15 protein-coding genes are annotated in these 12,210 nt (G+C 42.1%); all 15 read left to right on the top strand.

Translation table 11 applies throughout. The annotated features are described in order from the left end of the window. On the top strand, positions 1-732 hold a 732-nt coding region (traF, locus tag AC4IFO_RS22180), incomplete at its 5' end, for a type-F conjugative transfer system pilin assembly protein TraF (protein WP_490737664.1). Between the two features lie 12 nt (positions 733-744). Beyond that, positions 745-1,149: a hypothetical protein gene (locus tag AC4IFO_RS22175; RefSeq protein ID WP_490737662.1), complete on the top strand. Its 405-nt coding sequence runs from the start codon at positions 745-747 to the stop codon at positions 1,147-1,149. 38 nt (positions 1,150-1,187) lie between these two features. Then, the gene (locus tag AC4IFO_RS22170; protein WP_490737660.1) at positions 1,188-1,487 is read left to right on the top strand and encodes a hypothetical protein; all 300 of its coding nucleotides are present in this window, start codon (positions 1,188-1,190) and stop codon (positions 1,485-1,487) included. 5 nt (positions 1,488-1,492) lie between these two features. After that, complete coding sequence (gene trbB / locus AC4IFO_RS22165; protein ID WP_490737666.1) at positions 1,493-2,017, top strand: type-F conjugative transfer system pilin assembly thiol-disulfide isomerase TrbB; 525 nt, start codon at positions 1,493-1,495, stop codon at positions 2,015-2,017. Between the two features lie 19 nt (positions 2,018-2,036). Next, the gene (locus AC4IFO_RS22160; RefSeq protein WP_490737658.1) at positions 2,037-2,381 is read left to right on the top strand and encodes a hypothetical protein; all 345 of its coding nucleotides are present in this window, start codon (positions 2,037-2,039) and stop codon (positions 2,379-2,381) included. 119 nt (positions 2,382-2,500) lie between these two features. Continuing rightward, positions 2,501-2,902: a hypothetical protein gene (locus AC4IFO_RS22155; RefSeq protein ID WP_490737656.1), complete on the top strand. Its 402-nt coding sequence runs from the start codon at positions 2,501-2,503 to the stop codon at positions 2,900-2,902. A gap of 27 nt (positions 2,903-2,929) precedes the next feature. Beyond that, positions 2,930-3,388 carry a hypothetical protein gene (locus tag AC4IFO_RS22150; RefSeq protein ID WP_490737654.1) on the top strand — a complete coding sequence of 153 codons (459 nt, stop codon included), beginning with the start codon at positions 2,930-2,932 and terminating at the stop codon, positions 3,386-3,388. Further along, complete coding sequence (locus tag AC4IFO_RS22145; RefSeq protein ID WP_490737652.1) at positions 3,385-3,780, top strand: hypothetical protein; 396 nt, start codon at positions 3,385-3,387, stop codon at positions 3,778-3,780. Before AC4IFO_RS22150 ends, AC4IFO_RS22145 begins: the two co-directional genes overlap by 4 nt. 197 nt (positions 3,781-3,977) lie before the next feature. Continuing rightward, positions 3,978-5,354 carry a conjugal transfer pilus assembly protein TraH gene (gene traH, locus AC4IFO_RS22140; protein ID WP_490737650.1) on the top strand — a complete coding sequence of 459 codons (1,377 nt, stop codon included), beginning with the start codon at positions 3,978-3,980 and terminating at the stop codon, positions 5,352-5,354. A 12-nt stretch (positions 5,355-5,366) separates the two neighbouring features. Beyond that, the gene (gene traG / locus AC4IFO_RS22135; RefSeq protein WP_490737648.1) at positions 5,367-8,261 is read left to right on the top strand and encodes a conjugal transfer mating-pair stabilization protein TraG; all 2,895 of its coding nucleotides are present in this window, start codon (positions 5,367-5,369) and stop codon (positions 8,259-8,261) included. Next, positions 8,258-8,755: a hypothetical protein gene (locus tag AC4IFO_RS22130; RefSeq protein ID WP_490737646.1), complete on the top strand. Its 498-nt coding sequence runs from the start codon at positions 8,258-8,260 to the stop codon at positions 8,753-8,755. Before traG ends, AC4IFO_RS22130 begins: the two co-directional genes overlap by 4 nt. 65 nt (positions 8,756-8,820) lie before the next feature. Further along, positions 8,821-9,051, top strand: a complete 231-nt coding sequence (locus AC4IFO_RS22125; protein WP_490737644.1) for a TraR/DksA C4-type zinc finger protein — start codon at positions 8,821-8,823, stop codon at positions 9,049-9,051. 54 nt (positions 9,052-9,105) lie between these two features. Then, positions 9,106-9,492 (top strand): hypothetical protein, encoded by a 387-nt coding sequence (locus AC4IFO_RS22120; RefSeq protein ID WP_490737642.1) that lies wholly within the window; start codon positions 9,106-9,108, stop codon positions 9,490-9,492. A 221-nt stretch (positions 9,493-9,713) separates the two neighbouring features. Beyond that, a complete protein-coding gene (gene traD / locus AC4IFO_RS22115) occupies positions 9,714-11,936 on the top strand; it encodes a type IV conjugative transfer system coupling protein TraD (RefSeq protein ID WP_490737640.1) in 2,223 nt (740 codons plus the stop codon). Beyond that, a partial coding sequence (locus tag AC4IFO_RS22110; protein ID WP_490737638.1) for a relaxase domain-containing protein occupies positions 11,936-12,210 on the top strand: 275 nt, incomplete at its 3' end. The genes traD and AC4IFO_RS22110, both read left to right, overlap by 1 nt.

Here is a 12,210-nt window from a genome sequence, read left to right as displayed (position 1 = left end):
GCCAACCATGGCGAACAAGCAGAAACACGAACGTATGTGGATGAACCTATCGTTGGTTGGCACTGGTATAACGAGCCACAGCCCGAAGAGGATGAAGAGCCGCCAGAGCCAGAGCAAATCCCACTTTCTACGTTGTCACCGACCTTACAAAAAAAGGTGATGCAAAAGTTAACGGCAGAAGCGTTAGACACGGCAATTATGCAGCCATCACCAGAAAATGCCTTGCGATACATGGCCTATCAACGTTTTTGGCTAGAGCAATCGGGTAAATTTGAGCGGTCTGTGCAAAAAGGGTTATTGCTTGACCCTGCACTTGATTACAACCTCGAACACAGCCATTACAACAGTACCGTGCCCCTGCAATTATCCCAACTGCAAGAGAAGGAAAAAGCGGCTATTCAATCGTTATCGTCACAATACGGCGTATTTTTCTTTTATCGCGGACAAGACCCACTGGATAACCAGTTAGCCATCGTGGTTCGAGATTTTGCTCAATCACACCAAATCGCCCTTATTCCAGTGTCAGTTGATGGGGTTCGCAGTGAAGCATTGCCAGAGACACGACCCGACGCGGGACATGTGGCGAAAATGGGGATCACGCATTTTCCCGCGTTGTTCTTAGTTGACCCGAAAAGTGAACATTACCAACCGCTCGCCTACGGGTTTATGACTCAGGATGTGTTAGCTCGCCGTTTTTTAGATGTTGCCACGGATTTTAAGCCTAATTATTGAGGGAATTGAATAATGAAAAGGCATCAAAAAATACGCAATTCACGTTTGTTTCAAATCTATGCGCATGGTGGCGTGACCGCATCATTCGCGTTAAAGCTCATTTTTAAGGATATTACGTGTTATTTCCCCGTCATCACACGAATTATTTGGTCTAGTTATCGTGCTGATAATGAAATCCATGAGTTAGTGATTGCTCATCCTTTGGGGAGATTTGTTCTGACCATGGAAAGTGGATTTGGGCCCACGATTTTTCCACGTATTAGCCAAGAAGATTGGGATCTTCAACATAAACAAGTCGAATTCGTTGACAGTGTTGATATTTTCCATTTTGTTCGGATGTTTATCGATAAATACCGACTTAACACCTTGAGCATTAATGATAATCAAATGATTTTTACCGTGTCCGAGAGTGAATAAACGGCATGGTCATTTTTAGTAATTAAGGATATAGAGCAATGAAACCTACGATGAAAGAGCGTTTAGTTGAAAATACGTTGATTTACCTGGGGATGACCCTGATTTTTGCCTCTTTGATTTTTTATGGGCTGATTTATCTCTTAATGGACATGCGGCATCAAATACTCAGTGAATCGACAGTACAAACTCTGCGACTCATCCAAGATTCGGGTATGGTTTTCTTGTTTGCCATTGGTGCTGCAACCAGTTTAGCTGGCTTATTTTATGCGGTAATTAAAGCTTGGCAGCGCATCAAAGCCCCAACAATTTTTCCGGAGGATGAGGAGAAAACATCGTGAGAATAATGATGTTAGTCATGGTGCTGTTTTTCAGTGGTTTGGCGCAGTCGAGTGTGATGGACGATATTGCGGAGCTTGAAGCCCATAAAACCGCCCCGACCGAGCGTGAAGCCGTCACTGAAGAAGAAACACCGCCAACGAATATCAATACGGTCGCCGTTAAGCCGTACCGATTACCCAATGGAAAGGTCGTCAATTTAAATGATTATACCTTGGTGCTGTTTATGCAAGCTAAGTGCCCGTATTGCCAGCAGTTTGACCCACAATTAGCCTTACTTTCAGCGCAAACAGAATTTAAGGTTTTTGCTTACACGCTCGATGGTCAAGGCGATATGGCGTTTCCCAACGCCATACCCGCACCCGCAGAAGTGGTTCAGACTTTTTTTGGGGCAGGCATGCAAGTTGTGACGCCTTCAGTGTTTTTAGTTGAGGTGAATACGCTACGGACTTATCCGCTCCTGCAAGGGCTGACAGATATGCAGGATGTGATGAACCGTATTCACAGCAATTTAATGATAGCGGCACAATAAAGAGATAAAGGAGATTTAAATGAGCGATAAAAGAAATCCACATATTGAGCGTTATACCAGACGCTATAATGTCAAGATAATGATTACGTTTCTGTATGTGGCTTTTTTCTTTGCGGCGGCAACATTATTAGTGCTTTACTTTTTTGATGATTTTCTGGTGACTCAGGCTGCAAAACCTGAAAATTCCATCTGGTTAACTGAACAAGTTCAATTCCAATTGAAATTTGCTTTTCGCTGTCTTGGTGAATTATTTTTTGTCTTATCATTTTCGAGCCTCAGTATTCCCTTCTTTTATATGACCTACGGTCTTATTTGTAAGTATAAGCAACAGATTAAAAGTAAGTTTTCAAAGACTCTCAGTTAAGCCAACTCAGTGTCCTGTATCACTTCAGAATACAAACATTCCAATACCGATTATTCCGTTCCTGACTCATTTCCAATGAGCCAGTCATGCAGTGCAATTTAAATTTAAGGAAATCAATCATGAAAAAATGTTCAGAAAAGATGAGTTTTGAAGCAAACACGGTAAGAAGTGGTGTGTCATTTAGTGAGGAAGTTCAGCAACGTATTGTTGGTGATACACCGATTAAGAATACATTGCGGCCACATTTTTACTCTTTTACCTCATTATTGTTATCGGCTTATGTATCGTGGGTACTCTTAAACACCTTTTTTACACCGCGGGTGGTGAAAATTGCCAGTCAAATGAGTGAATCTGAGTCATTAATGGGGACATTGATGTCTCAGTTTGCGTATCTCATTCCATTAACTCTTCTGAGTTTGGCTGCAGGGCGATTATTACTGATGGTTTGTATTTATGGCGGTATTGCGTCCAATGCCGCAGAGGTTTGGCTGAAAATACGTAAAACCAGGAAGAGTTCGTAATAAATCACTTTTTTAGTACTAGGCCAGTTGGATACGTATTTAACACCTGGCCTTTCTTTAACTTTTGAAAATACAGGTCGTATGATGAGAGATAATCAAGTCGATACCGAAAATCATGATGAAATACATTGTGAGCAAAATGCAAAGCATCAAAAAAGAATTCGTGAATTAAGAAGATATCAATCTCGCGAAGCGAAACGCCACGACCATAGTCTTCCTGAATTTATTGGTTATGTCATAGCGGGTTTTGTTCTTTGGTTTGTGATGCATAAGGCTTTTGAGCTGGCGTGTTGGGCGGAGAGTAAACTCGATGCTGACCCTAACTACATAGGAACAAAAGGACTGTGGAATGTGGTTATGTATGTTGTACCTTTTTGTTTTTGGGGTGTTGCGATAAAACACTTTGTGATAGCTGCATTTTCTTGGACCGAATATTACTTTGCGCAGTTTAAAATCACTCGGTTGAAAAAGAAGTTAGCTAAATGAAAAAGCGGGACTATCACATTATAGACCCGCGGATTGAACCGTTGGTGAAAACCTTTAATCAATGCGGCTTTAGCACTTATGCATCCTGCCAGGGACATGGTTGGCCTGTTGACTATCGGAAGCCCTATATCGCATTTGTGTCTACAACGGAACAAGCAGGGCGATTTGAACGACTCTTACGGGAGGATATGGAATCTCCATTGCCCAAGCTTAAATGGGGCTGGATGATTGAGGGAAGATTTAATGATACCTATCAATTATGTTTTTCATTGAGGCTTTGTGGACATAGTCGAGGGTTTTACCGCTACTTGCGTTCATCAATCAATCATGATTTTTCTGTGATAAAAGAAATGTTAGTCACCACATTTAGTATTCAAGCGTTGAATATTTAGTTCTTTCTTAATTCGTTATACCTCTTTTTATCTCACTTTACTCTTTAATGCCGATACGCAACGACCTTGCGGGTAATGGCACTCAATAAGGTTTACCACAATGAATGATTTAATGAATCCTATTCTAGCCTGGAATAGGGCGATAAACCCTGCCTGTGTGGCGTGTCGGTATGCTCATCTTCAATTAGGAGGTCCCAATGCGTAAAGGAATGATTGCGGTGATGTGCACGACATTACTCAGCCAAACGGTGGCGGTTGCCAATGTGAACAGCGATATGAACAGCTTCTTCAATAAACTGGGCTTTGAAGGCAATGCTACCGATGCCCGCGCATGGGAAGGACAAGCGGCGGGTTATGCGACAGGCGGTAACTTATTCTTGCGAAGCCAAGTGAAACAGTTGCAGATTGCGTCATTTACGCCGCCGTCGATTAATGCAGGGTGTGGTGGGATTGATGCGTATTTGGGGTCATTCTCCTACTTGAGGGGGGAAGAGTTGCAAAAGTTTGTGAAGCAGTTGATGACCAACGGCGCGGGATACTTATTTGATTTAGCGTTACAGACCACTGTACCTGAAATGAAATCGGCAAAAGATTTTTTACAAAAAATGGCCGCAGATATTAACAGCACAAATATTTCTTCGTGTCAGGCAGCTCAGGGCATCATCGGGGGATTATGGCCGACAAATACCGTGGCCTCGCAAAAAATCTGTCAAGACATTGGGGGGGCGACCAATCTGTTTGAAGACTGGGCGGCTTCTCGTCAAGGGTGTACGGTCGGCGGGCAGATGAATAATGCGTTTAATAAAGCCCCTGAAAACATGAAAGACCAAATCATGCAAAACAAAAACTTGATGTGGGAAATTTTAGCCAAAAGCCAGTTTTTATCGGGGGATGATGAGTTAAAAGAATTGGTGATGAACCTCACGGGGACACTGATTTTTGATGCTAAAGGTAATGTCAAAAGCACTATCCCAAAAGTCAACCGACAAGAACTTATCAAAACCTTGATGGAAGGCGGCACGATGACCATAGAGGGGTGTGTGTCTACGGTGGATTGTTTGGAATTAAAAAGTAAAAAAATCACCATCACCAGTAAAAATGGTCTTATCTCGATGACGAAAGCGATGATTGAAGGTATTCAAGGAAAATTACGCAGTGACGAAGGATTAAGTGCGAAAGAAAAAGGCTTTATACAAAGTACCTCTATCCCCATTTTGAAGTATTTGGTTGACCCGATGCAGCTGAATATCCAAGCCAATTTATTGCCAGCTCTGGCCGATTATATTGCCTACGACATTTTACTTCAGTACCTGCAAGAGTTGATAGACCAAGCAAAATCGGCGATGGGAAGCCGAAATTACATGGAAGAAGCAGTGAAACCGCTGCGGGAGAACATCGCCGAAGCCTCTCGCCAATTGGAATCCTTACAACAAATGGTCAACACCAAAGCTAATATCTTGATTGAGCTGGAGCGACAAATGAGTTACCTACGCCAACAAACCTCCAGTCAGCTACAAGAACGGTTTATGCAAAATACCCGATTCAATATTGTCAATCCAGAATCAAGTAAATAAAGGAGCCTCAATATGGCCGTAATCGATACCGTCTATGTGCTCGGCGGCGGTGAATACATGATGCAAGTATTCAACGGCGTTGCTGCACTAATAGGCTCTGATACGTGGAACTCAATGTTCCGCATTGTGCTATTTATTTCTGCGATATCGGTATTGATGTCGTTTATGAAAGCCCATGACCCTAAAGAGTTAATCAAGTTTGCTGTCATCATTGTCTTAGTGTCTAGTGTGTTATTGGTCCCTAAACGCACTGTACAGATTATTGACCGTACCAACCCGACGGGGGTGTATTTAGTCGACAATGTCCCGTTGGGGTTAGCGGTTCCGGCTCGATTTATTACGTCGATTGGAACCAGCTTAACTGAGCTATATGACATGATATTCCATACACCAGACTCCCTCACTTACAGTAAAACCGGTATGTTATTTGGGGCCAATTTAGTCGGAAACCTCAGCGATATAATGAGCGTTGATGGAGATTTTGCCGAGTTGATGGGGTTGTATACCAAAAACTGTGTGATAGGGGATATTTTAATTAACCATAAGTATTCTTTTCAAGAACTGATGAGTACTCGTGACCCTTACACGCTGATTTTCCAAAAACCAAGCCCCTTGCGTGGCATTATTGTGCCCTATGGAAATAGTGCCGCGGTTGGCCAAAATGGTGTGGCGCAAAGTGGATTTTGGACCTGTGCAGATATAGCTAACCATGTATTGAAACCCCAATTAGGTATTGATACTTCGGTAGGGGGAAAGACTTGGGATTACACGGTGAAGCAAATATTCGGGGGAAGACCTAATGCAGCATTGTTATATGGAAGTATGCTCGGGGATAGCTATAATTTTTATTACCAAGGAGGGGAATCTGCCAGTCAATTAATGCGGAAATCTGTCGTGATGAACGCGCTTAAAAATGGCATCAGTGCTTACAGTGCACAAAGTGGTGATACAGCGAGTTTAGTGAACTTAGCGTCCACGTCTTCATACAATAAAATGCGATTAAGTTGGGCGACGTCATCTCAGGTGGCTGTTTCCTTTGTGCCGATATTGAATACCATTTTGTTGTCGTTAGTGATTGCGCTTTTTCCCATTTTTATCTTACTGGCGGTTATTCACTCTTTATCCGTCAAAATGTTATTCAATTACATTATGTCCATCATTTACCTGCAATCGTGGCCGCCCATGTTCGCCATTTTAAATTATGCGACCAGTTTTTACTTGCGAGGAAAAACAGGCGGAATGGATTTTAATTTAGCCAATCAAGCCAGTATCCAACAAATGCACAGCGATATCGGATTAATCGCGGGTTGGTTGTCGATATCGATACCGTTTATTGCCATTGCGATAGTGAAAGGCTTAGGGCCGACCTTCGCGCAAGCAGGGAATTATTTGGGAACTGCCATCAACAGTTCGGCGACCTCCACCTCTTCTCAAGCGGCGGATGGAACATGGTCATTTAATAATATGCAAACAGGCAACGTAGCAGGCAATAAATGGGATACCAATGCCAGCTTCCGTGATGGTCAGATGACGCGTCAACTATCCAGTGGGGCAAGCAGTACCGTAACCAGTAGCGGGCAAGAAGTCATGGATATCAGTGGCGCAATGTCTCGACTGGCCGTATCGATTAAAGGCAGTAACGCAGCGGTGAGTTCCTTACAACAAAGCGCTAAACATGCCGAAGTGCAAGCGATGAACGCACAAAAAATGAACCAACATGCCGTGAACAGCAGTTGGAATATGTTATCGCAATTTCATAAGCAAAATGGCGATAGTTCTACATTATCGAAACAAAGCGATAGTGGTGAAGGTGTCAATCATCAAGCAGCGATGGATAAAGTGTGGAGTATTGCCGAGGCCTATGGTAAAGCCAATGGCTTGACGACACAAGCATCCTATAATGAGTTGATGGACAAAACATCTAGGGGAACAATAACAGCAGGCACTAAAGGCGAGGTTGGTTTGCCATTAGGTAAGCTAACTGGTATTGAGGCTGGCGCATATGCTGATGCCAATATTTCAGGATCTACGGGGTCGTCACACGGCACGCAAGAATCCAGCAATGAAAGTAAAGACATGCGTCATGACCAAAATGCACAGCTACAACAGCAGTTTAGAGAGGCAAGGGATTATTTTGACCGCAGCAGCATGACAACGGGGGCGAGCCAAAATGACAATGAAGCAAATTCCCATATCCAACAATTCGCTGCCTCGCTTAATGTCGCCGATACGTATCATGAACAATACGCTTTGAATAAAACGAAGAGCCAAGAATACAGTGATATGGCGAACTGGGCGGAAAATAACAGTGCACAAATTGACCGTGTCTTTGACCAGCAATTTGCCAGTTTTGTTCGTCAATATGCCCCTGACCGCGCGGATGAATTGCTCGGCAATACCAGTGACCCGATGGTCGCCAAAGAGCTCGATGGTTTGGCTAAACAGTTTGTCGATACCAATCTTCTTCCGAAATTGAAATCAGATTATGCAAATAACCACGGTAAAATTGAATCTATGGACAATACCGAATCAAGCTATCGCGGGATGTCTGAAGGGGATATTCGTTATCAATATGACGCTAATAATGAGGTTATTCAAAGTTTAGCGGATGATGCGGGCGTTAAACATGGTGTGAAATCCAGTGTCGAGGCGAAACAAAATCAAGTTCAGAGAGATATTGAATCCACCAAAGAATACATCGATAAAGGTCAGCGCCCTATCCAACAAAAACATGCTGAACTGAAACAAGAATACCAAGAAAAGAAACAAAAACACGAAGAAGGACTTGCAAAGGAAAAAGAAAATCAAAAATTATTGCCCGATCATGATAATTTAAAAGAACGGGTTGAATTGCAACCGACTTGGCCACCGACTGTTGCCATTAACAATAATAAGGAGCGTAAATGATCAAGAAGCAAATAAGTATACTGTTAATGTTATTTGTCTCGTTCTTCACCTATGCGGAAGTGAGTGTTATTGGAATAACCATTAATCAAGATACAAAAGAGGATATTGAAAAGAATTATATCATTGAAAATAAAGATGGCGCTGTTTGGGAATTAAAGCGCAGTGAAATACCCATTGAGGGGATCAAAAAGGCTGAAGTCATATTTCAAGATGATCATGTGAAAGGCGTTTGGTTAGTTGTCGAAAAACATCGATTTAATTATTTTTTCGATGCATTAAAAAGTAAGTATAAATTAGTTAAGAAAGATATTCCATTTGTGGGGGATCAATATGCACGATTTGAAAAAGATGATGTGTTAATTTGGATTGATGCGCCACATATGAGTTTTAAAATGGATGTCGTATACATGGATAAAAAGTATAAAAAGGAATTAGATGCGTATAGAAACAAAATGAAACAAGAAAAGAAAAATCGTGAATTAGAGCAACTATAATTACTAACGCACTTCGTTTGTTAACATTCTATTCCCCTAAATAATAAATTTTTCAGGGGAATAGAATGTCTCGTCTCAAGAGGTTTCCAATGGCTGATGAAATTGATGTCTCTCAAGCTGAGAGCGATTTTTTGCTGTCTCTAAGATTGAGTCAACGTGCTCAGTATCAGGGACAGAGTGCAAAAGTTTGTGTTGAGTGCGGTGATAATATCCCGCTTGCTCGTCGGATCGCGTTACCTGGCGTTCAGTACTGTGTGAGTTGTGTCGAGCGCCAAGAGTTCTTTCGTTCCAAATAACTAAATTTGTGAATTATTTCATTCTTTAATATGACTATAAAATCCGAGGTTATAATGAAAAAATCAATGGTTAATAAAGCCGTGCTTTTGAGCACTCTTTTAATATTATCCAGCTCCGCATTAAGTCGTGAAGTGAAAAGTCCATACTCTGAACAAATTATTACCCAATGCGCACGATATGTTATTGGTCATCAAAAACCGAATCAGTCGGATAAGATTTATATTCGTGACTACCTGACTTATTTTGGTGAGCACGGTTTGAATTCGGCTAAGATTAGCGATTATCTTACCCAACATCCGAAAATGTTGTCATCTGAGAATATCGGGCAATTTATTACATTACTTGAATTAGAGCGTGATTTCGGTGTGACATTGTGCGCGACTCAATCTCAGGAGTATCTACGTATTTTAAAGGAAAGATTAAATCTAAATAAAGTTTAGGAAAACCCATTTCAAATTAAACTAATTTTTAAATTTTCTATAATGCGAAACTCTATTCGGGATATTTATCGTTATATTAAACCTCCGCTTTAAATAGAAGAAATAGTATTTTACTTAATTGAAAATTTAATTAGCTATCGAGAGTATTAAATAAGTAATAATGAGGAGATTTTTTTAATTATCTCCTGTCGCTGAATTTTATTTTTTAGAGTGATCTTATTATGAGTTCAACCAAGCATATTACGCAGGGTGGACAAGTCTTTAGCTATATGCTCGGCATGTTCATGCAAGTGAATAAGCGAATATCCTTTTGGCTTATCCTCCTTTTTTTGATGATTTTTCCAGTGATTTTTTATTTTAAAGTGCCGCTGCAAGAAATTAAAAATGGCGGATTATATTGGTGGTTATATTTAACCGCAGGCGGTGAAAAAGCATTATATCGTGTAGCCCCCATTTATGAAGTGGATTTTGATGGACAACTTTATCGCTTTACGTCGGAAGCCATATTAAAAGATGACTACATGATCTATGCCGGGAACATTGTGTTGCAAGAGCTGGGGTTATCTCTGTTATGGGCGTGCATTGTTATTATTGTGTTGTTTTTTGTCATCTACCGCGTGTTTCATGGCTTAGGTAAGCGTCAAGCGAATGATGATGTGATAGGCGGTCGTACACTCACGGAAGATATTAAGTCTGTTCGCAACCTGCTTCATGCACGACGCGAAGCGTCACCGATTACTTTTGACGGATTACCCCTAAAGCTTAATAGTGAAGTCCAAAACATGCTAATGCATGGTACGCCTGGCTCAGGAAAATCAAATACCCTCAATAAATTACTTATCCAGCTCCGCAAACGAGGTGACATGGTTATTGTTTATGATAAAGGGTGTTCATTAATTAAACAGCATTACAATGAAAACATTGATAAGTTACTGAACCCACTGGATAAACGGTGTGAAAATTGGGATTTATGGAGTGAATGTGTCACGACACCTGATTTTGATAGCGCGTCCAATACCCTTATCCCTCAAAGTACCTCAGAAGACCCTTTTTGGACGGGGTCAGCACGGACTATTTTCACAACGGTGTCTTCAAAACTGGGCGCTGATCCAAAACGCAGTTATAACAAGTTATTGCGGACTTTATTGGCTATTGACCTCAAAACGTTACGTGCCTATGTGGCAGGTACTGAAGCCAGTAACCTGATGGAAGAGAAGGTAGAAAAAACTGCCATATCTATTCGGGGTGTTCTGACCAACTATGTTAAAGCACTGCGCTACCTACAAGGGATTGAGCGCAATGGCAAATCCCCATTTGCTATCCGTGAATGGATGAAAACCGTCAATGAACCGAAAAAACGTCACGGTTGGTTGTGGATCACCAGTAATGAGCGTGAGCATGAGTCATTAAAGCCGTTAATTTCCATGTGGTTATCGCAAGCCGCCAATACGTTACTGGAAATGGGAGATAACCGCGAGCGCCGTGTGTGGTTTATCTACGACGAATTGATTTCATTGCACCAGTTACCGAATTTGCCCCTTATTTTGTCTCAAGGCCGTAAGTTTGGCGGGTGTTTTATTCTTGGTTTTCAAAATAAGGCGCAACTGAATGTGACTTATGGGAATGAAAATGCCGATGCGATGATGGATTTGCTTAATACGCGTTTCTTCTTTCGTTCTCCCGATGAAAGTATCGCCAATTGGGTGCGGGGCCAGCTCGGGCAAACCCGTAAAAAAGTAGCGAGTGAGCAATATAGCTTTGGTCCTGAAACGGTACGTGACGGTGTGTCATTCAGTAAGCAGCAAGAGGATGTAGATTTAGTCAACTACTCCGATGTGCAAAAGCTGCCCGATTTAACCTGTTATATCACATTTCCTGGGGAATACCCGGTCATTAAACACGCCATGAAATATGAAAAGCTGAAAGTTGTCGCGGAAGAATTTATCCCCCGACAAGTCAATGACAGCTTAGACCAAGAGATTGAAGCTGAAATTGACGAGCGGTTAAGCATGGGGGCGCTCCCTGAGGTGGTCAATCAGGCCATTGATAGCTTAATTAGCGGGAAACCGATTGAAATACCGGTTGATACCACACAAAACAACACCGCTTCGGAAGTGGTTCAGACTCAACCACAGTCTATCGTTGAGCTTACACCGACGTCAGTTACACAAAGCCCCACACCGATAACATCGGAAACTGCATCATCCGAAACTTCGTCAGAAAGCCAAGGGGGACGGGAAGTGGTTGTTGATAATTTGCGCGTCAACACTGAAACGGGGGAAGTGTTGGGTGCGACCACGGAGCGCGAAGAAAACCCACAAGACCTGTATGACAGTTACACCCGCATGCGTCAGGACGAAAAGGAAATTTTTAACCGACCCAAATCTTCTCAAGAAAAGCCAAAACGCATAAATGATGATCATGATGAACCGGAGATGTGGTAATGCTGACTGTTGCACCGATTGCCAATAATGCGGCAAATTATTATACCCATGAAGATAATTATTATTTCCTCGGCAACCTTGAAGCCCGTTGGATGGGCGAAGGCGCTAAATCCCTCGGGCTTGAGGGAGAAGTCACTAAAGACCAATTAGGTGAAATCCTGGAGGGGCGTTTACCCAATAGCCAAAGTCTTGAACGCATGGAAAACGGTAAAAACGTCCACCGTGAAGGGCATGATTTAACGTTTTCCGCCCCTAAAAGCGTGTCGGTACTCGG

The organism is Providencia sp. UF-224 (genome assembly GCF_058245955.1).
Note: the sequence above shows the minus strand (reverse complement) of the source record. Positions and strands in the feature narration are given on the sequence as shown.

Bases quoted from the DNA above. Each gene is read 5' to 3' on its own strand.
- traH (WP_490737650.1), top strand. From the start codon at position 3,978: ATGCGTAAAGGAATGATTGCGGTGATGTGCACGACATTACTCAGCCAA.
- AC4IFO_RS22130 (WP_490737646.1), top strand. From the start codon at position 8,258: ATGATCAAGAAGCAAATAAGTATACTGTTAATGTTATTTGTCTCGTTC.
- trbB (WP_490737666.1), top strand. From the start codon at position 1,493: ATGATGTTAGTCATGGTGCTGTTTTTCAGTGGTTTGGCGCAGTCGAGT.
- AC4IFO_RS22125 (WP_490737644.1), top strand. From the start codon at position 8,821: ATGTCTCGTCTCAAGAGGTTTCCAATGGCTGATGAAATTGATGTCTCT.
- AC4IFO_RS22145 (WP_490737652.1), top strand. From the start codon at position 3,385: ATGAAAAAGCGGGACTATCACATTATAGACCCGCGGATTGAACCGTTG.
- AC4IFO_RS22170 (WP_490737660.1), top strand. From the start codon at position 1,188: ATGAAACCTACGATGAAAGAGCGTTTAGTTGAAAATACGTTGATTTAC.
- traG (WP_490737648.1), top strand. From the start codon at position 5,367: ATGGCCGTAATCGATACCGTCTATGTGCTCGGCGGCGGTGAATACATG.
- traD (WP_490737640.1), top strand. From the start codon at position 9,714: ATGAGTTCAACCAAGCATATTACGCAGGGTGGACAAGTCTTTAGCTAT.
- AC4IFO_RS22160 (WP_490737658.1), top strand. From the start codon at position 2,037: ATGAGCGATAAAAGAAATCCACATATTGAGCGTTATACCAGACGCTAT.
- AC4IFO_RS22175 (WP_490737662.1), top strand. From the start codon at position 745: ATGAAAAGGCATCAAAAAATACGCAATTCACGTTTGTTTCAAATCTAT.
- AC4IFO_RS22120 (WP_490737642.1), top strand. From the start codon at position 9,106: ATGAAAAAATCAATGGTTAATAAAGCCGTGCTTTTGAGCACTCTTTTA.
- AC4IFO_RS22155 (WP_490737656.1), top strand. From the start codon at position 2,501: ATGAAAAAATGTTCAGAAAAGATGAGTTTTGAAGCAAACACGGTAAGA.